This window comes from Actinomyces viscosus (assembly GCF_900637975.1).
Taxonomy (GTDB): domain Bacteria; phylum Actinomycetota; class Actinomycetes; order Actinomycetales; family Actinomycetaceae; genus Actinomyces; species Actinomyces viscosus.
Genome location: NZ_LR134477.1, coordinates 77,469 through 99,226, shown reverse-complemented (window position 1 = coordinate 99,226; position 21,758 = coordinate 77,469). Strand labels below are relative to the sequence as shown.

The following is a 21,758-nucleotide window of genomic DNA, read 5'->3' as shown; positions in this document are numbered from 1 at the left end:
CATCGCGGGGCTCCACGACCTACGATAGACGCCGAGGGCACCGGATTCGGAGGCGTTGCTACACGACGTCCGGCGCCCGGTGACGTGGAGGAATGATGATGAGCCGCAAGTCCCGGAAGACCGGTCGGAGCACGACCCTGAAGACCGCCCTCGGCATCGCGGGCACGAGCCTGGCGCTGGGAGCCTTCAGCGCCTACTCGCGCAAACGCTACCGGCGCTCGGCCGCGGCGACCCTCGCGGAGTACGGCACCCGGCCGGTCAAGATGGCGTACACCCACATGTCGATCACTAACCGGATCGCTCGCCTGGCCAGCCGTCCCGAGCCCCGCCGCGCCGTCGCCTTCCCCGCCTGGGGCCGCATCTTCTACGACCTTCAGCGGCGCGAGGACGAGGGGATGCCCGTCTACTACGTCCGTGGGCGCACGCCGTCGAACACGATCGTCATCTACCTCCACGGCGGTGGGTACATCCAGACGGCGGCCTCGGCGCACGCCTGGCTCGTGGACCATCTCGCCCGCAGGACGGGGGCGGAGTTCATCATGCCGCTCTACCCGCTGACGCCCCACCACACGTGGAAGGAGGCGCACCGGCTGGTGCTGGACCTCTACCGGCGCACGGTCGCCGAGAACCCGGGCAAGCGGATCATCCTCATGGGTGACAGCGCCGGTGGGGGCCTGGCGGCGGTCATCGCCCTGTCCCTGGCCGAGGCCGGCGACGCCCAGCCCGACGAGCTCGCGCTTATCTCACCCTGGGTCGACATCACCAACGCCAACCCGGATATCTCCGACTACGTCGACGCCGACCCGCTCATGGCGCCTGAGCCCCTCGCCGAGATCGGCCGGTCCTGGGCAGGCGAGACCCCGTTGACGGACTGGCACCTCTCCCCCATCTACGGTGAGCTGTCGGGCCTGCGGAAGGTGACGACCTTCGTGGGGACCCGGGAGATCTTCCTGCCGGACAACGCGCTCTTCCACGCCAAGCTCCTGGAGGCCGGGGTCGACTCGACGCTGCACGTCGGCGAGAGCCTCAACCACGTCTACCCGATGTTCCCCACCCCCGAGGGCCACCGGGCCCGCCGCGACCTGGCCCGCCTCATCACCGGGGAGCTGGCCTGACCGCGCTCGATTACCGCCACTGGCGGTAAAGTATGGCGGTAATCGCCGTCACACGGGACGTGCGACGATGTCAGATGGACCGAGCACGCACAAGGGAGACCAGATGGCCTACGAGCCACCGCTGACCTAACTGCCGACTGAGAGCATGAGGCTTACTCGCGGAGCCTGTCGTGGTGGTTGCCAGTAGGAACAGCGGCCCGTTACGGCCTCGGTAAGGCGGCTGGTGTCCACCAGGGACGACTTTGAGACCCGGTCTGCTCTCACCTCCGAGCCGAAAAGGCTCTGACCTGCGCAAACGCAAACACGCCACCTGAACCGTTCAGTCAAAGTCGTCCCAGACGGACACATTCAGCATGCGAGTCCCACCGCACGCCACCTTCACAACTTCTCCGGGAACCAACGATCAACCCAGATACCCGTCGACGTTTCTATCCTCAGCAGGGGTTTCGGTGAGGACGCCGTGGCGATGTGACGCCTGCTCACATCCAGCCATCTGAGCCGGCACGGATCAAGCCCAGCTCAACCTGACCACGGCTCAGCTCCTGCGGTTTCGGGACATACACCTCAGATGGCGACATATCACCTGAGCGCAACACCCCGATCAGCGACTGAAGGGCCGCACCAAGGTACTCAGCTCGTCACAGACTCCCGCAACACGCCCCAGGGACGACCGGCACCCATCACCACTGACTGCCGAACAGCTCGCCGCGATCTCGCCCGTCCCGTCACCGGGGAGCCCACCGCTTGAGGGTTGGTAGGACGACAGCCAGGTAGGAGACGGCTTCGTCCTGAGAGATGCCGATCCCCTCAGCCACATAAGGGGCAGTGTGCTCAATGAAGGCATCGAGCGACTCCTCTCCGGCGAAGGACCCGTCCGGATAGCACCAGGTGCAGTACTCCTCCGACTTCGTGCCATCGGACTCGGCGCCATAATCCGCATCCTTACCCAAGGGGAGAGCGCAGCTCTGACAGCACGGCTCCGGAGGCATCTCCAGAAGCCGTGTGACCGGAACATCGAGCGCACCGGCGAGGAGCTTGCACATGTCGACGCCCGGAGTCGTGACTCCGGTCTCCCACCTCGAGACGGCTTGGCGGGTGACAAGGACCTTGCCCGCCAGGTCGCTCTGAGTCATCCCTTGAGCCTCCCGGGCTGCGCTAATGACCTCTCCGATACTCATGCTGATCCCTTTCTTTTTCGTGGCCCTCTGCACAGCCATCTTCATCAGGAAACCACGGCCCGACCCCGGCGTCGAGCAACATGTTGTTGCGCCGATATCACTGGGCCTCAACGCTCGCCGTCCGAAAGCAAAATCGGCAGCGGCCGCAGGCTGATGCCCAGGTCGAGATCGCCGTCGACGACCCCGGCCTCCACCTCGGAGTCGGTGAGCATCTGAGAGGTCAGCACCTGTCCGGGGAACCGCTCCGTCATGAGGGCGGTCAGGCGCCACAGCGGCGCCGGGGCCACAGTGTCCACACGCAGGGCGCGGATTCGGCGGGCGACGTCGCTCCTCGCCTTCGTCATCGCTGCCGGCTCACTGCCGCGGTGACTCATGCGGCTGCCCCCACACCCTACGACGACAACCTCATGACCTCATACAGCTAGTAGGGAATTTGCAGGTGCTGTAGTGAGGAGTTTGCAGGACTCGAAGTGAGGAATCTGCAGAACCAGGGAGAGTCATCCCCCGCCGCTGGCTTGGCAGGAGACGCCTGTACAGAACACCGGTCGAACTCGTCGCTTGAGGGGCAGCGGCTACCGTTGCCCTTGGCCCGGCTGCGTCGAAAGGACACTCATGATTCTGTTCGTCAACGCCTCCTCCAAGCGCGACGGCAACACGACCGCCATGGCAGACAGGCTTCTGGCAGGAACCGGCTACGAGACGCTCCACCTCATCGACTACGCCATCCACTCTCGCGGCTCATCGCTGCCCGGGATCAGTGGCCCCGGGTCTGGGAGCGCGTGTGCGCGGCGGACGTGCTCGTGTGGGGCACTCCGGTCTACTGGCACGGCATGACCGGTGCCCTCAAGACCCTCATCGAGCGGATGAACGACGAGCCCGCCGAGCATATCGCCGGGACTCCCCTGGCCTTCTTCTTCCAGGGCTCCGGGCCCGGCCCGGCCGTCACCGAGGTCATGCACACGACGATCGAACGGCTCACTGACGTATACCGGATGCCGCTGCTCGGCATCGCCGACGGCGCCCACAGCATCCCGGCCCTGCGTCAGCGAATCGTCGGGCCCTTCTTCGCCGAGAACCTGTGACCATCCCGGGCTTGCCTACAAGGTCGGTCCGCCGTGAGCGCATGGTCACGGTAGCGGGCGGGCAACGTCTCCTGGCGCTGAAGCATCTCAACGACGGCGAAGAATGCACTCAGGTCAAGACCACGCTTCTTCGCTCGCTTAAGGTCCTTCTTGCACTTGTTCGAGATGACGATCTCGAGCATCACAGATCCAGGTCTTTGCGCAGGTCAGCAACACTGCGATAGCGCTTGGCGGTACCTGCGGCGATAGCCGCGTCGGCCTCTTCGTAGGCACGGCGCGCCTCAGCACTCATGCCGTAAGGGCGAGAGGTGTCGAAGGGGAAGCCCTGGAAGTCATTGAACGCACGCACGAACATACGTACGGCGTTGGAGGGGGTCGTCCCCATCCGATGAGCGAGCTCAACGAACAGGCGCTTGTCCTCGGCGTCGATCTTGACGTTGAGATTCTCCATAGCAGTCGACATCGCGTCCTCCTCCCTCCAGGTGAGGGTAACACGAAGTATCACAATGAGACACGGCGACGCCGATACGTCAACGGGCCCCTCTACCCGGCCTGGGCGGAGCGGTAGTACATGACCGCGACCTGGGTGCGGTTGCGCAGGCCCAGCTTGGCCAGGATCGAGCTGATGTGGTTGCGCACCGTGCCCTCGCTCATGAACAGCCGCGCCGCCGTCTCGGCGTTGTCCAGCCCCTCGGCCACGGCCTCGACCACCTCGTACTCGCGGTCGGTCAGGGCCGCGAAGGCGGTCCTCCGCAGGTTCCCACGGCTACCACCCGGCTGCTCCTGACCCTGCTGACTCGACCGGGCGCTCAGCCCCATGGTGGCGCTGCGCTCAAGCACCTCCCCCTCCAGCACGCACACCCCGGCCATGACCGAGCGCAGCGCCGGGGCCACCTGGGCGACGTCCTGCTTGATGAGGTAGCCGCGCGACCCCATCTTGAGGGCCCGCACGATGTACTCCTCGTCGGAGAAGGTGGTGAGGAAGACGATGCGCGCTCCTGCGTCCTCGGCCAGGATCTGCTCGGCCGCGCTGAGCCCGTCGCCTCCGGGCATCTGGATGTCCATGAGGAGGATGTCGGGGTCCAGCTCCCGGTACCGCTCGATGGCCTCCGGCCCCGAGCCGCCCAGGCCGACGACGTCGACGTCGTCCTCGACCGACAGGATCGTGGACAGGGACTGGGCGACGAGGGCGTCGTCGTCGACGATGAGGACCTTCATGATGTTCCTTCCCTGTCTGCCTGGTTCCTGGGGATCGTGGCGAAGACCGTGAACCGCGGCCGCGGCGTGATCCGGACCCTGCCGCCCAGGGCCTCGACCCGCTCGGTCATGGAGCGCAGGCCCATGCCCGAGCTCGCGCCACCATCGACGGCCGGCTCACCCTCGGCGGGGACGATGCCGTCATTGTCGACCGTGACCTGCCAGAACGCAGGGTAGTCGGTGACCGTCACGCGGGCCGAGCGGGCCCGACCGTGGCGGGCGGCGTTGGTGAGGGCCTCGCGCACGACGGCGACGACGCAGCGCGCCACGGCCGGCGGCGGCTCGACGTCGGTGGAGCAGTCGATGCTCACGGCGTCAATGCCGCACCGTGAGCCCAGCAGGTTGAGGGAGGTGGCCAGCTCCTCGCCCTCGTCGGACAGGGCGTGGACGGAGCGGCGCATGGAGGCCAGGGCCTCATCGAGGCCCGCATCCAGGGAGGCGAGGTCGGCGACGACGCCCGGCTCGCCCCGGTGGGTGACCTGCAGGGCCTTGACCTGCAGCAGGAGGCGGGTGAGCAGGTGCCCGACGCCGTCGTGGATCTCCCGGGCGATCCTGGTGCGCTCGGACAGGGCGGCGGCGCGCAGCTCGTGGTCCTGGGCCTGGAGCAGCTGGGCGTTCGTGTCCTGCAGGGTCAGGACCTTCTCACGCAGGTCGTCTCGCACGGTGTGCAGGCTCCTGCGCGTCTCCTCCTCCTGTGCGGTGCGCAGCGCCAGGAGGGCCGCGAGCGCGCAGACGAGCAGAGCCAGGGCCACCGCGGGTGCTCCCAGCGCCCGCCTTCCCAGGACCACCAGGAAGGGCACACAGCTGATGACCGCCGCTACCCGCTGCCTCCGGGACCCGACGGCGGCGAGGCGGGACAGGGCGTAGGCGACCAGCGGGGCCCCGGGCACGGAGGCCGTCGTGAGGGTTCCGAGCAGGAGGTAGGCGGCCGGGACGGCGACGACCCAGCGGTGCTGATCGGTGAGCGTGCTCAGTGCTCCGACGGTCACGGCCGCGAGCAGCCAGACCACACCGGCCGCGTCCGCCTCCCCGGCGAGCAGGGCCAGCAGGAGGCAGCCGCACAGGATCACGCCTTTGTCGACCAGGACCTTCACGCCTCGATTATCGACGATCGCGGCAGCACATGAAGCCGGCAAGCCGCTTCGGTGACCCTGCTTGCAAGTCTCATGACAGAAGTCATGGCTGCCCGTCCAGGTCATGACAGCGGGCACTTCTGAGCCGGCTGCTCCCGCAGGAGCATGGGAGTCATGAGCCGGCAGACACCGGCGGACGAGAAGAGGAGCCACGATGACAGTGAAGGACAAGGACGGGGACACCGGCCAGGCCGTGGAGGTCGAGTCCCTGGTCAAGCGCTACGGGGAGCTCGTCGCGGTCGACGGGCTGTCGCTGAGGATCCCGCGCGGGCAGGTGCTGGGGCTGCTCGGCCCCAACGGCTCGGGCAAGACGACGACGATCAGCTGCATCCTCCAGCTGCTCACCTATGACAAGGGCTCGATCCGCGTCTTCGGTGAGCCAATGACTCCCACCGCCTACGGGCTCAAGCGCCGTATCGGCGTGGTGCCCCAGGACGTGGCCGTCTTCGATGAGCTGACCGTGGCGGAGAACGTCAACGCCTTCTGCGCCCTCTACGTGCGCGACCGCGCCGAGCGGCGCCGCCTGGTGGCCGAGGCGATCGCCTTCGTGGGCCTGGAGAAATTCGTGAGGTTCAAGCCCAGGAAGCTCTCCGGCGGCCTGCTGCGCCGCCTCAACATCGCCTGCGGGATCGCCCACGGCCCCGACCTCATCATCCTCGACGAGCCCACGGTCGCCGTCGACCCGCAGAGCCGGAGCGCCATCCTGGACGGCATCAAGCGGCTCAACGAGCGCGGCGCCACGATCATCTACACGAGCCACTACATGGAGGAGGTGGAGCAGCTGTGCGACCGGATCGTCATCATGGACTCCGGCCGGCAGGTGGCGGCCGGGACCTCCGATGAGCTCAAGGCGATGATCGGCATCGGCGAGCGGATCCGGGTCGGGATCGTCGACCCCGTCCCCCTGGGCGAGGAGGTCCTGGAGACGCTGCGGCGCCTGGAGCACGTGCGCACGGTGACCTATCGGGAGGGAGAGGTCACCGTCGAGTGCTCCTCCGGTTCGCACAACCTCTCCGACGTCATGCGGGCGCTGGACGAGGCGGGAGTGACCTGCGGCCGTGTGACCTCAGAGCCCCCGACCCTCAACGACGTCTTCCTGGAGATCACCGGGCGGGCCCTACGCGACGAGGCGGCCTGAGATGCTGACCGTCTTCTCCTACCAGGTGCTCCGGCTCCTGCGCGATCGGGTCCTGCTCGTGTGGACGCTCGGCTTCCCGGTCGTCCTGTCCCTCATCTTCATGGCGATGTTCTCCAACCTGGACAAGGCCTACGAGGCCACGCCCATGAGCTTCGGCGTCGTCCAGGACGAGGCCTACCGGGAGGCTCCCGGGCTGGACGCCGTCGTCGAGCAGATCTCCTCCGACGACGCCGACCCCCACCTCATCACCAAGGTCACCCACCCGACCGCCTCCGAGGCCGAGGCCGCCGCGAAGCGGGGGGACACCAACGGCTACCTGGCCGTCGAGGACGGCGAGCCCGTGCTGCACGTGACCCAGAAGGGCAACGAGGCCGAGACGACCCGGGTCCTGCGGGTGGTCATGGACTCCTACACTCAGAGGCGGGCCGAGCACGAGGTCATCCTCAAGGCCGGGACGCCTCCGGAGCAGGTGGCCGCGCTCCAGGCCGAGCGCTCCTTCACCCGCTCGATCTCGGTGACGCCGGCCCCGGTCAAGCCCGAGACGCAGTACTACTTCTCACTGCTGGCCTTCGCCTGCGGCATGGGGGCGACCGTCGCGCTGGTCGCGGTCCAGGGCATCATGGCCACCTCACCACTGGGGGCGCGGCACACCATGGCGGGTCTGCCGCGGTGGAAGGTCCTCACGGCCACGCTCGCGGCCTCCTGGGTGTGCGTCCTGGGCTGCCTGCTCGTCGCCTTCGTCTTCATGGCCACGGTGGTGGGCGTGGACTTCGGCCCTCACGTGCTCCTGTGCCTGGTGGCGATCGGGGTGTGCAGCCTCATGTCCAGTGCCGCCGGCGCCGCCCTGGGGACGATCGGGCGCCTGGGCGTCGGTCCACTCTCCGGGATCAGCTCCCTGCTGTCGCTGTTCACCGGCCTGTACGGGCCCGCGGCCCAGTCACTGGCCACCAGTGTGGAGCGCAACGTCCCGCTGCTGGCGCAGGCCAACCCCCTGTGGCAGGCGGCCCGCTGCTTCTACGGGCTGCTCTACTACGACTCCCTGACGCCCTTCGCCCGCAGCTGCGCGGCCCTGCTGGGCATGACCTGCCTGTTCCTGACCATTGCCCTGATCCGTGCCCGGAGGATGAACCATGAGCACCTTTAAGACGTGTCTGAGAATCGTGGCCGCCCACCGGGCCTACGTCCTCATCTACCTGGTGGTGATGTCCCTGTTCGGTCTGCTGACCGGGGTGGCCCGGTCCGAGGACTACTCCAGCCAGGTCACGAAAGCTACGGCCAGCGTGGCCGTCATTGACCGCGACGACTCCGCGGTCTCCCACGGGATCAGGGACTACGTCGAGTCCGTCGGCAAGGTTCAGCCGCTTGAGGACTCCAGGCAGGACATCCAGGACGCCATCGCGCAGAACCGCGTCAACTACGTCCTCATCATCCCCGCCGGCTACGGGCAAGACCTTCAGCAGGCCGCACGCCAGGGCGCCGAGCCTCCCCGGATGGACACGGTCATCAGCTACGAGTCGGCCTCGGGGGCGCTGATGGACGTGCGCACTGGCTCCTACACGAGGCAGGTCGCCGACTACCTGTCGACGCTCACCGACGACCCGGCACGCGCCGTCGCCCTGGCCAAGGACACGATGGACCACTCCGCCGCGGCCGAGCGGATCGCCCAGGACACGACTCCCCTGCCACACAACCTCGTCGTCTACGCCAGGTTCTCCTTCTACCCGCTCCTGGCCTTCGCAATCGTCACCATCTCGACGCTCATGACGTCGCTGGGGCGCCGCGCGGTCCGCTCCCGCCTCGACGCCGCCCCGGTCAGCGGCAGGACCCGAAACCTCGGGCTGCTGGGGGCGTGCCTCATCGCCGGCGCCGTCGGGTGGCTGTGGATCTTCGGTCTGGGGGTCGCGGCCTTCGGGGCCGACGCCGTGACGACCTCGGCTCCGCTCCTGGGCGTGGTCGGGGCGGCCCTGGGCGCCTACATGCTCGTGGCGGTCTCGGTGGGGTTCCTCATGGGGCAGATCGGCCTGGGCCAGAACGCGGCCAACGCCATCGCCAATATCGGCGGCATGGCGCTGTCCTTCCTGGCCGGAGCCTGGGTTCCCGTCGAGTGGCTGCCCGACGCCGTCGCCCAAGTCGCCAGGCTCACGCCCGGGTACTGGGCGGACCAGGCGATCTCCGGGGCCTACACCGCCACCTCGATGTCCGCGGATGTCATCGGCTCCCTGCTCGTCAACTGCGGGATCTGCGCCCTGTTCGCCGTCGCGATCTTCGCCGTCGCCATGGCCGTGGGCCGCAGCCGGGCGAGGTCATCGCTGTGAGGCGTCCTGCCCGGTCGACGTCACCCGATCGGTCGTCGAGCCGGGCAGCACGCCCTCCCCGGGGCGGGCCAGCGGGCCCACGAGCTCGTGGGCCCGGTAGGGCTCCTCGAGGAAGGCGACCTCCTCCTCGGTGAGCCTCAGGTCGAGGGCCCGCACGGCGTCGTCGAGGCGGCTCGGACGCGAGCAGCCGACGATGGGGGCGGCCACGCCCTTGGCCCACAGCCAGGCCAAGGCGACGTCGGACATGGGCGCCCCGTGACGCTCGGCGACAGAGGCGACGCGCTCGATGATGGGCATGTCGGTCTCGCGCTCGATGGCCGCGCGCGACAGGTGCCCCTCGTTGAAGTAGACCTTGGAGGCCAGCACCACGTCCTCGCGCCTGACACCGAGGTTCTTCAGCGAGGTCCCGATGAACTCCTCGCTCGTGCCGTAGGCGTAGACGTTGGCGGTGTCGATGAAGTTGACGCCCTTCTCCAGGGCTCGGGCGATGACGGCCTGGGTGGCCTCCTGGTCGATGACCCACTGGTGGAAGTCCGGGAAGACCTTGCCGAAGCTCATCCCTCCGACGCACAGCCTGGGGATGGTGATGTCCGTGGTGCCGAGCTGGGTGTACTCCATCATCTGTCCTTTCAGGATCGAGCGGCTCCCGGCTGCCGACGACGGCATCGACGGCAGCCGCGACCGCACCTCGTGGAGGCCCGCGGGAGACGACAGGAGAGGACCGGCCTCACCGCAGCCTCACCGGGCGCTCGTTTTCGACGCTACCACGGCCTGCTCCGCACGATCCCGGCCCTGGGTGGCCCTGTCAGGCCCCGGCAGGTCCCACCAGGACCCTGCCGGTTCAGGTGAGCTCGCCGGCCAGGAGGTCCAGGCCCACGCTGCCCAGGCCGATGCCGCAGTTGTGGAAGGCCCGCAGGTCGAGCTCCTCCCCCGCCGCTCGGGCCCGGTGCCGGGCCCGGGAGCGTCCCTCCAGCCACACCCGCTCGCCGAGCACGTAGGACAGGCCCTGGGCCGGCCATCCCAGCTGCTTGTCCACCTCGAACTGGATGAAGCCCTCCCCCAGGACCGTATGGGCGCGCAGCACCGCCTCGACCGTGGGCCGGTCCCACTGTGCGCTGCCGCTGGCGCCGGGCAGGGAGGCGATCTCGTCCGGTACCGGGAGCCAGGAGTGGACGCCGAGGTCGATCAGGATCCTCACGATCCGCCAGCGCCTCGCCGCCAGCCAGCCGAAGCGGTCGGCCGGCTCGCTCAGCAGCCCGGTCTCGAGCGCGAGCCTCTCGGCGTACAGGGCCCAGCCCTCGTTGCATCCGGGGACCTTCCCCAGGTGCCGCTGCCAGGTGGTCAGGGAGTCATCGAGGCTCTGGGCGCCGGAGTGGGCGTGGTGCCCAGGAACCGACTCGTGCAGGACCGTCGTGCGCTCCGCCCAGGGCCAGACCGTCTCATCACCGGCGGCGAAGGAGCGCAGGACCCTGCCGGGAAGCCCGCGGACGGGGTCGGGCTCCTCGTAGTGGACACCGCCGCCAGGAGCATCGAGCAGGACCCCCGGGCGGCCCAGGTCGCCGGGCACGTCGAGCAGGCGGCCGACGACGGTGTCCCAGGCTTCGTCAGCCACCTCCTTGGCCCAGCGCGGGAAGTCCTCGGGGCTCATCCCGGTGCCGGGATCGGCGCGCAGGTGGGCGTCGAGGTCGGTGGCTCGGGCTCCGGGCCCGAGGACCTCGGCGGCCAGGGCGTCCTGGGCGGCGACGACGTCGGCCAGCTCCTGGCGCGCCCACTGGTAGACCTCGGCGGCGTCGAAGGAGGTGCCAAGCATGCGCCGCACCCAGCGGGCGTGGCGCTGTAGCCCCACGCCCTCGCGCGGTGAGGTGAGCCGGGACAGCTCACGGCGCAGGTAGACGCCCAGGTCGGCGGCGGCCCGGGCGGCGTCGGCGGCGGCGCTGTGAAGGTCTCGTGCCAGGGCGTCCTCCGGCGCGGTGGGGTAGCCGCCCAGGTCGCCGTGGGCTCGGGAGGTCATGAGGCGCGCCAGCTCGTCGGTCTGCCGGGCGACGGCCTCGACCTGGCCGCGGGGAGGCGTGACGCCCTGGGCGGCGCTGGACGCCAGGGAGTCTCGAATGCCCGCGAGGGCTCGGGGCGCGGCGCGGTACCTGGCGGTCAGGCCCGCCCAGTCCGGCGCGGCCCGGCCCGGACCGCCAGGCCCGGATGGCAGGGCGGTGAGCCGGCGGTTCACGCGTTGGAAGGCCGAGGTGAGGATGTTGAGCTCGGCGCCCTGGTCACCGGAGTCAATGAGCTCGATGGAGGTCTCCAGGCGGTCGAGCAGGTGGGCGCGCAGGACCCGCACCGCCCGGGGCGCTGCGTCCCACGGGTCGCCGTTCCGAGAGGCGCTGGTCCGGGGAGCAGCGTTGTGCGTGTCATCGTCTCCGGCGTCGTCGCCCCTGGCTCCGGGTGCACTCGCGGACCGGGGCGCCTCGACCTCGCGAACGAGCTGGCGCAGCCTGCGCTCGACGACGCTCCTCTCAGCCAGAGCCTCGGGGCCGACCTCCGGCAGGAGCGCACGGCTGGGCAGGCCGGTGGCCTCGGCCGCCACAGGGTCCTGCGCGGCCAGGAGGCGGGCGTAGTCGTCGGCCAGGTCGATCAGCCGGGTGCTCGCCGATCCCCAGGCGTCCCCGGCCTCCCGGGAGCGCACGCTCACACCTCCGGGTGGCGGGCGGCGCGGGCGCTGCGCTCGCGCCACTCGGCCAGGGTCGCGGCGGGTCCGGCCTCCTCGGTGGGTGGCTCGGAGGCGGCCAGGCCCTCGACCCGGTCGGGGCGGAACTCGCGTCCGCGGGCCACCACCAGGCGCAGGTCGTGCAGGACGGCCAGGTCCTGGCGCGGGTCCCCGGCCACGGCGATGAGGTCGGCCTCGAAGCCGGGGGCCAGCACCCCGGTGACGCCGGCGCGTCCGATGGCGGCGGCGGCCCGGGAGGTGGCGGCCAGCAGCACCTCGGTGCGGGGCAGTCCCACGGCCTCCAGGGCCCTCAGCCCACCGACGTAGGCGCGCTGCGGGGAGGCGGGGATGCCGGCGTCGTGGCCGGCGACGATCCGCACCCCGTGCTCCCACAGCTGGCGGGCGGGCGGGGCGAAGGCGGGGTCGGCCGCGATGATGCCGGGCAGGCCCGCCACGATCGTGCAGTCGACGTAGACGCCTGCGCGCGCCATCTCGTCGGCCAGGTGGGGGTCGAACTCGGTGCGCCCGGCCGCCGAGACGAAGGAGGCGTGGGCGATGTAGTCCACCCCGGCGCGCACGGCCCGCTCGATGCCCTGGGTGCCGTGGGCGTGGGCGGCCGTCCACCTGCCCAGGCGGTGCGCCTCGTCGAACAGGACCCGCAGCTCCTCGGTGGTGAACTGGGCGAACCAGGGGGCGGAGCCTCCGGTCATGAAGCCGCCGGTGGCCATCACCTTGATCGTGTCGGCCCCCATGAGGTGGTGGTGGCGGACCTGGTGGCGGATCTCGTCCAGGGAGTCGGCGGCGCCACCGGCGTGGTGGGCGTGCCCGCCGGTGGTGGTGATCTGCGGCCCGGAGGCGATGATTCGAGGCCCGCGCAGGTCTCCGGCGTCGACGGCGTCGCGCAGGGCGACGTCAACGTAGTGGCGCGCCCCGAGGGACTGGACGCTGGTGACGCCCTCGCTGAGCAGCTCGCGCGCGGCGCGGGCGGCGTTGAGGGTCAGGCGGGCAACCTCGTGCGGCCCGTAGTCGGGGTACTCGACGTCGGTGTCGGAGGTGGGCAGGTGGTCGTGGGTCTCGATGAGCCCGGGCATGAGAGTGGCTCCGGGCAGGTCCACTCGCCTGATCTCACGGGGGTCGACGTCGGGAAGGAGCTCGCTCAGGCGGCCCTCGAGCTCGGCCGAGGTCCCGACGGCCAGGATGTCCCGTCCTCGCAGGAGGACGGCCCCGCCCCGGCCGGCCACGAGAGCCTCGGCCTCCTCCGCCTCGCTGTGGATGTCGGACTGGATGCCGACGGTCTCGAGGCTGCCCTCGGCCTGGCCGCGCCGGCCGGTGAGGACCCGGTCGGCGCTCACCAAGGCGGCCGAGCGTCCATCGAGGCGCTCACCGCCGTCGGTGGGAGGGGTGGTCCAGTGGGCGGCTCCTCCGGCGGGGGCAGCGGACGCAGTGGGCTCGGCGGGCTCGGTGGGCTGATCGGTCATGGCGGGTCCTCGGTCGGGGTACGGTGGGCTCGGCCGGGCGGGCCGTTCCCGTCTTTCAGGGGGCTTCTCGGGCAGCGTCGTTAAAGGCTGTTACAGACTGTCACAGATACTGTCCCAGATCCTTGCCCGTCTTCTCCCGGGACGAGTGGCCCGAAGGGCCTCAGAGCCCGGTGATCCGGCCGGCGCGTCGGGCCTCGGTCCATCCGCGCAGCTGCTCCCAGCTGCCGGCTCCGCCGGGCCCGGAGAACAGGGGTGAGCCGCCCAGGTGCTCGCGGTTCGCGGGGGCGTTCCAGCGCTCGGTGGGGTTGCCGTCGACCGGTTTGCCGTCCCCGGGCTCGCCGAAGGCGCTGCGCCAGGTGCCGTCCTTGCGCGGCAGGATCCCGTTGGCACGGTCCTCGCGCTGCGTGGCGAATCCGGGGGTGGCGTGCAGGTCGCGGGCGTAGGCCCACAGGTTCGGGAAGTCAGTGATCCGCGCCGCCGCACCCAGCTCAGCCGGGAACGACGGCCGATAACCCTGATCAAACGACGCCAACGTGACAAACAACCGCACATCGGAGCCCGTCAACCTCTCCCCGAACAGGTACCGACGAGAAGCCAACCGAAAGTCCAGCTCCGCAAGCCTGGCCTCCCACACCCCCTTCGCCACCCTGGCAGCCCCCAGAGAACCAGCGAACAACACCTTGTACGGACCATTATTCACATCATCAAACAGCTGCTGATTCAACGCATCAATCTCATCACGCAGATCCACCGGATACAGATCCACAGCCCCCACCGAATGCAACGACCGCCACACCGTCTCCCACTCATAAGACAGCAGGTAGCCATCTGAGCTGATGCGTCGGTCGGTGAGAGAGTCGTAGACGGCTGGCGGCACGACCGGGCCTGTAGCAGTGCCGGCAGCGCCGTCGTCGGTCCACTCGATCGCCACGTGCTGATCGAGACCGGTCAGGCGCAGGACGATGGCCTGCAGGCGGGACCAGTCGTCGGCGGCGGAGGCAAGTAGCCGGTAGCGACCGGAGGCCACAGGGAGGTCGGCCTGTCCGAAGACGCCGGTGACGTCATCGGAGCGGTCCAGCTCGCGGGTGTAGACGAGCAGCCGTTGCCCGGAGTCGACGACGAGGTCCTCGCGCTCGGGGCGGCGCCGGTAACCGAGGTGCTCGTACATGCGGTGGGCGCCGTGCATCTGGGGGCCGGAGTGAATGGCGATGCGCTCGGCTCCACGGTCTCGGGCCAGGTCCTCGACGTGCTCCACGAGGGTGCGAGCGACGCCGCGGCCCGCAGCGGCCGGGTCGACGCCGAGGCGGCCGAAGGACTGCTCCACCGCGCCGTCGGGTCCGGTGTGCGTGTCCCTCGGGACGAAGACGGCGCCGAGGATCGCCTCGCCGTCGACCGCCAGGAGGAGGTCCTCCCCGCCGGTCTGCCCGCCGTGACCGTCGGGGCGGGAGCGGGCCACGTGCCCCTCGATGTCCAGGAGCATGGACCGGTAGGCGGAGGTGATCCAGAAGCGGGACTCGTAGGCCCGCAGCAACAGGGCGCGTACGGCGTCGTAGTCGGCCGGCTCGGCGAGCCGCACCCTCACAGGGCTGCCAGCGCTGCCAGAGCTACCAGGGCCGCCGGTGCTGCCGATGTTGTCAGTGCTCATCGTGTCCCCGCCTCAGGCGGCCTCGGCCGCGGGCAGGGAGGGCAGGGCCTCAAGCAGCCGGCGCGTGTAGGGGTGGGCGGGCCGGGTGAAGACGGTGTCGACGTCACCGGACTCGACCACCTGGCCGTCCTTCATGACCAGGACGTCGTCGGCGAGGTGGTGGACGACGCCCAGGTCGTGGCTGATGAAGATGATGGCGGCCCCGGTGCGGGCGCGGACCTCGACCAGCAGGTCGAGGATCTGGGCCTGGATGGACACGTCGAGGGCGGAGACGGGCTCGTCGGCGATGAGGATGTCGGGCTCGGTGACCAGGGCGCGGGCTATGGCGACGCGCTGACGCTGCCCGCCGGAGAGCGCCAGCGGGCTGGCGTCGAGACGTTCCAGGGGCAGCCCCACGAGCTCGGCGACCTCGCGCACCCGTTCGGCGACCTGGGCGCGGCCGGGGCGGCGCCGGCCGGCGGCCGGGGAGCGCAGCGGCTCGGCGATAACGTCGCGCACGCTGTAGCGCGGGTCGAAGGAGGAGATCGGGTCCTGGTTGATGATCTGGATGCGGTGGCGCCGGGTGCGACGGCGGCGGTCCGGCAGCGGGGACCAGGGCTCGGCGTCGAGGGCGATGGTGCCGGTGTCGGGCTCGGTGAGCGCGATGAGCAGGCGGGCCAGGGTCGACTTGCCGGACCCGGACTCGCCGACGACGCCGAGGGTCTGGCCGGGGCGGACCTCGACGTCGACACCGCCGACGGCGCGGCGCACCGTGCCGCCGGGGCCGGGGTAGTCCTTGACGAGGTCGCGGGCGGCGAGCAGGGGCTCGGCGTCGGCGCTCTCGGAGAGGTTCTGGCGCTGCGGGGCGCGCGCATCGGTGGCCAGGAGCCGCCCGCGGGAGGCGGCTGACGGGACGGCGGCCAGGAGCCGGCGCGTGTAGGCGTGGCGGGGGCTGGTCAGGACGGCCTGGGAGGGGCCGGACTCGACGACCTCCCCGTCCTTCATCACCAGGATCCGGTCGCAGACCTGCCCGACGACGGCCAGGTCGTGGCTGATGAGCAGCAGGGCGGAGCCGGTGGCGCGGCGGGCCGCCAGGACGTCGAGGACCTGGGCCTGGACGGTGACGTCGAGGGCCGTGGTGGGCTCGTCGGCGATGATGAGGTCGGGGCGTCCGGCGATAGCGGAGGCGATGAGGGCGCGTTGGCGCAGACCGCCGGAGAGCTCGTGGGGGTACTGGTCGACTCGCAGGTCGGCCTCGGGGATGCCCACCTCCTCCAGCAGGGCGATGGCCTGCTCCCGCTCGGCGGCCGCCAGGGCGCGTCCGGACAGGGGGCGCTCGCCCGTGGCCCGGCGCTCGGTGTTGACGACGTCGGCCAGGCGCAGAGCCTCGGCGATCTCCTTGCCGATGGTGCGCAGCGGGTCGAGTGAGGTGAGGGCGTCCTGGAGGATGAGCCCGATGCGTCGGCCGCGGATGGTGCGCCACTGGGCGTCGGTCAGGTCGGTGGCGTCCTGCCCGGCAACCTCCAGGCGGGTGGCGGAGATCTGAGGATCTCCCCCGGTCAGGCCGATGAGGGTGCGGGCGGTGACGGACTTGCCGGACCCGGACTCCCCCACGATGCCGACGGCCTCTCCGGGGGCGATGGTCAGGTCCAGGCCGCGCACGGCCCGCACCTCGTGCCCGCCATCGGCGCCGGGCCGGTGGAAGGTGACGGTGAGGTTCTCGACCTCGATGAGGCGGCTCTCGGCGTCGGTGGAGGCCGTGGGCGCAGGGGTGGTGGTGGGGGCGCTCATGCGCTCCTCCTCTCGTAGCGGCGCTTGATGGCGCGGCCCAGGATGTTGGCGCTGATGACGGTGGCGGTCAGGACGAGGCCGGGGAGGATCCCGGTCCAGGGGGCGAGCATGAGGAAGTCGCGGGAGTCGGCCAGGATGGCGCCCCACTCGGGTGTGGGCGGCTGCGGTCCGAGCCCGAGGAAGGACAGGGAGGCGGCGCCGATGATCGCTCCGCCCAGCTCGATGGTGGCGACGACGGGGACGACCCCCAGAGCGTTGGGCAGGACGTGGCGCAGGACGAGCCGTCCGGGGGTCAGGCCGAAGGTGCGGGCCTGGGCGACGTAGTCGGAGCGGATGACCCGGTGGGTCTGGGCGCGCACCACCCGGGCGTAGGTGGGGATCGTGGCGATGCCCAGGGTGATGGCGAGGTTGACGATGCCGGTGCCGGTGATGCCGATGACGACCAGGGCCAGGAGGATCGCGGGGAAGGATGCCAGGACGTCGATGAGGCGCGCCAGGGCCGTATCCAGCCAGCGCGGGGAGATGCCCGCCAGCAGCCCGATGACCAGGCCGAAGGTGACGGCGACGGCGGTGGCGACGAGCCCGATGGTCAGGGAGTAGCGGGCGCCGTGAATGACACGGGCCAGGAGGTCGCGCCCGAGGTAGTCGGTGCCCAGCAGGTGCTCGGCCGACGGCGGCTCGTTGAACTGGAGGGCGTCGATGGCCAGCGGGTCGGTGCGGGTGAACAGGCCCGGGGCGATGGCTGCCAGGACGACCGCTCCGAAGACGATGGCGGCGACGACCGTGGTGACGCGGGGGCGGCGTGAGACGTGCAGTGCGCGTCTGAGCTGGACGAGGCGGGTGAGGACTCCGCCCAGGCCGGTGCCGGCGGCTCTGGAGGACAGGCGGAAGGAGGTCGATTCGTTGGTGGTGCTGGTCATGAGGGACTCCTGAGGCGAGGACGCAGGGATGCTGAGGCGGCGTCGAGGTTCCGAGCGGGGCGGGCCCGCCTCAGGAACGGGCCTGGCGCAGACGCGGGTCGAGGGCGAGGGCGGCCAGGTCGACGAGGGTGGAGGCGATGACGAAGACAAGGCTGGCGAAGAAGGCCACGCCCAGGACCACGGGCATGTCCTGGCTCTGGACGGCGCTGACGGCGATGTGTCCCAGGCCGGGGCGGCCGAAGACCTCCTCGGTGATGGCGGCGCCTCCCAGGAGTCCACCGACGATGAGCCCTCCGATGGTGACGGCCGGCAGGGAGGCGTGGCGCAGGGCGTGGACCCGTTTGGTGCGGGCCAGGGAGGCTCCTCGGGAGCGGGCGGTCAGGACGTAGGGGCGCTCCAGCTCGCCGTCGAGGTCCTCGCGGAGCACCTGGGTGAGGTAGGCGCCCTGTGGGATCCCGATGGCCAGGGCCGGCAGGACCAGGGAGCTCAGGCCGTTGTTCCCGACGACGGGGAACCAGTGCAGCCGGAAGGAGAAGACGGTCAGCAGGATGAGGCCGAGCCAGAAACTGGGAACGGACAGGACCGCGAGCTCCGCACTGCCCACGACGGTGCGGGCGGTGCCGCGCCTTCCCGCGAGCCACAGGGACAGGCTCAGGGACACGACGACGGCGATCGCCAGGGCCGCTCCGGCCAGCTGGAGGGTAGCGCCGATCTGGGAGGTGAAGATGTCGAGGACCGGCTTGTGCTGGGTGTAGCTGGTGCCGAAGTTGCCGCGCAGGATGCCGGCGAGGTAGCTGAAGTACTGGACGATGACCGGGCGGTCCAGGCCCCATTCGGCGATGACCTTAGCGCGCAGCTCGGCGTCGTCGCGGTCCTGGCCCAGGAGGGTGTCGACGATGTCGCCGGGGGCCAGGTGCAGGCCGATGAAGGTGATGGTGACGGCGATCCAGACGACGAAGGCGCCTTGGATGAGGCGGGTGAGGGCGAATCGCGCGGTGGCGCGGCGCCTGGCGGAGCGGACGGCGCGAGCCTCGTCGGAGTCGCGGGTGGTAGTGGGGGCCGCAGTGGAGGTCGCGGTGGCGGGGAGGGTTGAAGAGGCGGCAGACACAGGAGTTCCTTCGGTCCCGGTTCGGTGGCCGCGCGCTACGGACGTCGCTGCGCTCACGGCCCTGGGAGGGGGTGAGGACGTCCGCACAGGTGGACTGCTAGCCGGCCCGGGGCGTGCCCGACGTGCAAGCGTCGGGTCGCGATCATGCGGGGGCTGCCAGGAGTACGGACGCCCTACGGCATACAGCGACAACAACACGCCATGACCTGCTGGTTCATGGCATGTGAGGGGGCGAAGGACGAGGAGGGCGCAGCGGCGCGCTCAGTCCGCGCGGTGCGTACGACGAGCGGCAGCGCGGTGGCGCGGCGTCCGGTGCTCGTCATGGTGTGTCCTTCGGGGTGTGCGACCGCGGCCCAGTGCCGGCGGCGCGTTCGGCGCAATCATATGCGGACCATCACCGAAGTCTGTCAATGTCGCTGCCGTCACAGTCCATTCCTTGGACAGGCAGCGGGATAGCCGATGAGGACAGCCGGACGGCGTCTACCACGAGCGGCGTCGGGGCCGGCCACCAGACGGCGGCAGGCCCCGACATCACGATATACGGCTTCAGACCGACATCGCTTTCGGCGCTACTTCACGGCGACGAAGACCTTGTCAGCGAGCAGTCCGGGACGAACCGCCAGAACTCCGTCCTGCGCGCGGTCGACAGGAACGGCCCGGACAACGTTTCCGGTGACGCTCGCACCGTTGTACAGCGTCGTCAGGGAGTCGAGGGCGTCCGGGGCGACGGCCATCGAGTCGGTTCCGTCAATGGTCACACCGTCCGGCGTCACATAGTCGACCGAGACGAATGCCGGAGACTCTCCACCGGCCTCGTTGCCGACGTAGGTGGCGGTGTAGTTGATGAGGACATACTCTTTTCCGTCGGCAGGCGGATCGTTGAACTCGTTGGCCGCAGCCACCGCGTCATTGGCGTTGAACGTGACCGAGTTGATGACGACCTTCCAGTCCTTGCTGGAGATCTCGGTTCCCAGCGGATAGGGATTCTCTCGGGCCATCCCCTGTGCCGACAATCCCGCTCCTCCGGCATCCGATGACGTTCCACCGGGGGCCACCGACGCCGAGACGGCGCTGGTGGAGGAGACGGCATCATCGATCGCGTTCCCCAGGAATGCGAGGAAGACGATGACGCCGACGATCGTGCCGACCACCGAGACGATCACCGCCGTGATCGCGGGCCAAGACGCCTTGCCCTTCTGGAAGAGGCCCACCAGCCCCAGGATGAAGGAGACCGGCAGGAGGATCCAGCCAACAATGAGGGCACCGGGGATGCAGGCGAAGATGAACCCGACCACCGCCATGACGAGGGCGACGATTCCGACTGTATTGCGTTCCTTCTTCACGGGTACTGGCGCCTGCTGCATCGGCATAGGCACTTGACCTTGCGGCGGGTACGGCTGGGATGGATACGACTGGGGAGGGCATGACATTGTGGCTCCTGTTATCCGACAAGACGTCGACATGAGACAGACTTGAGACAAACGAGTGCAGCGACATCTACTGCATCGTCCATCGTAGTCAGCGCAGCACTGTCACCGAATACCCACATCCGAAAAACAGCCGATTCTAACGTTTCAAAATAGCCACATACCTACCGAGTAAAAATCATTCACATCGTAACCATTCCCAGCATCGGAAGACACTCCCTTAGAGCTTACCCAGCAGCTTGCGCTTGGCTTCGAAGTACTCGCTATCGTCAAGGATGTTTTCCTCGCGCAACATGGCCAATTCTCGCAAACGTCCCGCGATGTCCTCAGAAGACATCATCGGAGAACTCACCTCCCGAGAAACCTCAACCTGCCCAGATGGCAGAGCAGGGGTGCTCGCGATCGACGGCCCACGTCCGAGGGCAGTCAGAACCGAATTTCCTGCCCGTTCGAGAACCTCACCAACACTTTCATGATCCCTCCTCGGCATCATCATGCCTGTCGTCGGATGCTTCGCCTGATTGGTCAGCACATGGATTCTCTGGTCGGTTGTAATCGTCAGAACAGCCTTTGCGGACATGATCTTGGCAACCGCACCAGCACCGGCGACCGCAACGCCAGCGCTGGCAGCAGCGACACCAACACCAGCGGTTACCGCCATCCCCATAGGACTGCGTTTAGCGATCATAGACACCGCCTTTATAGCGGTGCCGGCCATAGCAGCCGAAGGCATTTTCGGTAAACCAGCCGCCCCCACCATACCAGTCGAGCCAGAGCTTCCACTGTCGGGACGTTCGAAGGAAATAGAGATCAGATTTTCATACGGGTCTGAGTCTTCAATTTGACATAAGTATCCTTCGTCACCGGGGCCAGCCACCCGAACATAACCATTCTCATAAATCTCGACCGTCGACGTACCGAACTCCCCACTTGTAACCCGCCATCCGAGCATGTTCAGCCTGTCGGAGTCTCGCCTGCCTCTCAAGTTCTTCACGCTCCCGACGCGCCTTCGCTCCTGCAGTCAGCCTCCCGATCGCCGCCTCCTTCTGCTCAGCAGCAGCATTCCTGACGGCTTGCCCCAGCGCATTGAACAATCCAGGCACCTTCGCAGGCTGAGCGACCGGAGTGCCTACTTCACCGTAACCAACCGGACGAACCTCCAGCTGGGCCGAGGAGACATCCTGCGCGTAGACACCCCACGCATTGCCGTCCCACCATCGTTGACGCCCAGAACCATCGTCATACCAACCCGCCGGGGCAGACATTCCCACACCTCCATTGAGTGCACCTGATCAGCGCGATCGTAGCACCGCCACCACCCCCTGAAGACACAGAACTTTAACGACTATTCACTCCTTTAAAAAGCTCATACTTTTGTCTCCACCGAGTACCAAAAGTTGCAAACCAATATAGACCTTGCAGTGATTTTATAATGTCCTGAAACATGGGGTGCCGCTTGTGTCAGGACGTCAGTGACAGTGAGGACTTCCT

At 69.1% G+C, this 21,758-nt stretch carries 22 protein-coding genes; 5 read left to right on the top strand and 17 right to left on the bottom strand.

Features of this window, described 5'->3' with window-relative positions; genetic code table 11:
* Positions 1-98 precede the first annotated feature (98 nt).
* Entirely contained in the window at positions 99-1,115 is a 1,017-nt protein-coding gene (locus EL340_RS00450; RefSeq protein ID WP_126412957.1) for an alpha/beta hydrolase fold domain-containing protein, read from the top strand.
* Positions 1,116-1,840: 725 nt separating this feature from the next.
* On the opposite strand, the gene EL340_RS00445 is transcribed toward EL340_RS00450, so the two are convergent.
* A complete protein-coding gene (locus EL340_RS00445) occupies positions 1,841-2,338 on the bottom strand; it encodes a zinc ribbon domain-containing protein (protein ID WP_232023147.1) in 498 nt (165 codons plus the stop codon).
* Positions 2,339-2,400: 62 nt separating this feature from the next.
* Positions 2,401-2,667, bottom strand: a complete 267-nt coding sequence (locus tag EL340_RS00440; RefSeq protein ID WP_197722324.1) for a hypothetical protein — start codon at positions 2,665-2,667, stop codon at positions 2,401-2,403.
* Between the two features lie 96 nt (positions 2,668-2,763).
* On the opposite strand from EL340_RS00440, the gene EL340_RS15700 reads away from it, so the two are divergent.
* Positions 2,764-3,375, top strand: a complete 612-nt coding sequence (locus EL340_RS15700; RefSeq protein WP_269471639.1) for a flavodoxin family protein — start codon at positions 2,764-2,766, stop codon at positions 3,373-3,375.
* Here EL340_RS15700 and EL340_RS00430 read toward each other — a convergent pair.
* The 4 genes from EL340_RS00430 to EL340_RS00415 form a co-directional block, all read right to left on the bottom strand.
* On the bottom strand, positions 3,336-3,557 hold the full coding sequence (locus EL340_RS00430) for a type II toxin-antitoxin system RelE/ParE family toxin (RefSeq protein WP_232023145.1): 222 nt from the start codon (positions 3,555-3,557) through the stop codon (positions 3,336-3,338). The two genes, EL340_RS15700 and EL340_RS00430, sit on opposite strands and share 40 nt — an antisense overlap.
* Positions 3,557-3,838 carry a type II toxin-antitoxin system RelB/DinJ family antitoxin gene (locus EL340_RS00425; protein WP_126412955.1) on the bottom strand — a complete coding sequence of 94 codons (282 nt, stop codon included), beginning with the start codon at positions 3,836-3,838 and terminating at the stop codon, positions 3,557-3,559. Before EL340_RS00425 ends, EL340_RS00430 begins: the two co-directional genes overlap by 1 nt.
* A gap of 80 nt (positions 3,839-3,918) precedes the next feature.
* The gene (locus EL340_RS00420; RefSeq protein ID WP_126412954.1) at positions 3,919-4,593 is read right to left on the bottom strand and encodes a response regulator; all 675 of its coding nucleotides are present in this window, start codon (positions 4,591-4,593) and stop codon (positions 3,919-3,921) included.
* Positions 4,590-5,726, bottom strand: coding sequence for a sensor histidine kinase (locus tag EL340_RS00415; RefSeq protein ID WP_232023144.1), 1,137 nt, complete (start codon positions 5,724-5,726; stop codon positions 4,590-4,592). Before EL340_RS00415 ends, EL340_RS00420 begins: the two co-directional genes overlap by 4 nt.
* Positions 5,727-5,919: 193 nt before the next feature.
* On the opposite strand from EL340_RS00415, the gene EL340_RS00410 reads away from it, so the two are divergent.
* Genes EL340_RS00410 through EL340_RS00400 form a run of 3 tightly spaced genes read left to right on the top strand, consistent with a single transcriptional unit; the run spans position 5,920 to position 9,218 of the window.
* A complete protein-coding gene (locus EL340_RS00410; protein WP_126412952.1) occupies positions 5,920-6,903 on the top strand; it encodes an ABC transporter ATP-binding protein in 984 nt (327 codons plus the stop codon).
* A gap of 1 nt (position 6,904) precedes the next feature.
* Positions 6,905-8,047: an ABC transporter permease gene (locus EL340_RS00405; RefSeq protein WP_126412951.1), complete on the top strand. Its 1,143-nt coding sequence runs from the start codon at positions 6,905-6,907 to the stop codon at positions 8,045-8,047.
* Complete coding sequence (locus EL340_RS00400; protein WP_164719321.1) at positions 8,034-9,218, top strand: ABC transporter permease; 1,185 nt, start codon at positions 8,034-8,036, stop codon at positions 9,216-9,218. The genes EL340_RS00405 and EL340_RS00400 overlap by 14 nt, the downstream gene beginning before the upstream one ends.
* Here the strand turns inward: EL340_RS00400 and EL340_RS00395 are convergent.
* The 11 genes from EL340_RS00395 to EL340_RS15215 all read right to left on the bottom strand — a co-directional run bounded on the left by EL340_RS00395 (position 9,207) and on the right by EL340_RS15215 (position 21,532).
* Complete coding sequence (locus EL340_RS00395; protein WP_126412950.1) at positions 9,207-9,839, bottom strand: aldo/keto reductase; 633 nt, start codon at positions 9,837-9,839, stop codon at positions 9,207-9,209. The genes EL340_RS00400 and EL340_RS00395 overlap by 12 nt on opposite strands.
* 220 nt (positions 9,840-10,059) lie before the next feature.
* Positions 10,060-11,898, bottom strand: a complete 1,839-nt coding sequence (locus tag EL340_RS00390) for a DUF885 domain-containing protein (RefSeq protein ID WP_126412949.1) — start codon at positions 11,896-11,898, stop codon at positions 10,060-10,062.
* Between the two features lie 2 nt (positions 11,899-11,900).
* Complete coding sequence (locus EL340_RS00385) at positions 11,901-13,397, bottom strand: amidohydrolase family protein (protein WP_126412948.1); 1,497 nt, start codon at positions 13,395-13,397, stop codon at positions 11,901-11,903.
* Positions 13,398-13,557: 160 nt separating this feature from the next.
* The gene (locus EL340_RS00380) at positions 13,558-15,042 is read right to left on the bottom strand and encodes a GNAT family N-acetyltransferase (RefSeq protein WP_126412947.1); all 1,485 of its coding nucleotides are present in this window, start codon (positions 15,040-15,042) and stop codon (positions 13,558-13,560) included.
* A gap of 12 nt (positions 15,043-15,054) precedes the next feature.
* Complete coding sequence (locus EL340_RS00375; protein ID WP_126412946.1) at positions 15,055-16,812, bottom strand: dipeptide ABC transporter ATP-binding protein; 1,758 nt, start codon at positions 16,810-16,812, stop codon at positions 15,055-15,057.
* On the bottom strand, positions 16,809-17,732 hold the full coding sequence (locus EL340_RS00370; RefSeq protein WP_126412945.1) for an ABC transporter permease: 924 nt from the start codon (positions 17,730-17,732) through the stop codon (positions 16,809-16,811). The genes EL340_RS00375 and EL340_RS00370 overlap by 4 nt, the downstream gene beginning before the upstream one ends.
* A gap of 70 nt (positions 17,733-17,802) precedes the next feature.
* A complete protein-coding gene (locus EL340_RS00365) occupies positions 17,803-18,840 on the bottom strand; it encodes an ABC transporter permease (protein ID WP_126412944.1) in 1,038 nt (345 codons plus the stop codon).
* 173 nt (positions 18,841-19,013) lie between these two features.
* The gene (locus EL340_RS14850) at positions 19,014-19,163 is read right to left on the bottom strand and encodes a hypothetical protein (protein WP_164719320.1); all 150 of its coding nucleotides are present in this window, start codon (positions 19,161-19,163) and stop codon (positions 19,014-19,016) included.
* Positions 19,164-19,409: 246 nt separating this feature from the next.
* Complete coding sequence (locus EL340_RS00360) at positions 19,410-20,210, bottom strand: DUF4352 domain-containing protein (RefSeq protein WP_232023143.1); 801 nt, start codon at positions 20,208-20,210, stop codon at positions 19,410-19,412.
* A 277-nt stretch (positions 20,211-20,487) separates the two neighbouring features.
* Complete coding sequence (locus tag EL340_RS00355) at positions 20,488-21,261, bottom strand: hypothetical protein (protein ID WP_232023334.1); 774 nt, start codon at positions 21,259-21,261, stop codon at positions 20,488-20,490.
* Positions 21,161-21,532 (bottom strand): DUF2510 domain-containing protein, encoded by a 372-nt coding sequence (locus EL340_RS15215; RefSeq protein WP_232023325.1) that lies wholly within the window; start codon positions 21,530-21,532, stop codon positions 21,161-21,163. Before EL340_RS15215 ends, EL340_RS00355 begins: the two co-directional genes overlap by 101 nt.
* Positions 21,533-21,758: the final 226 nt, after the last annotated feature.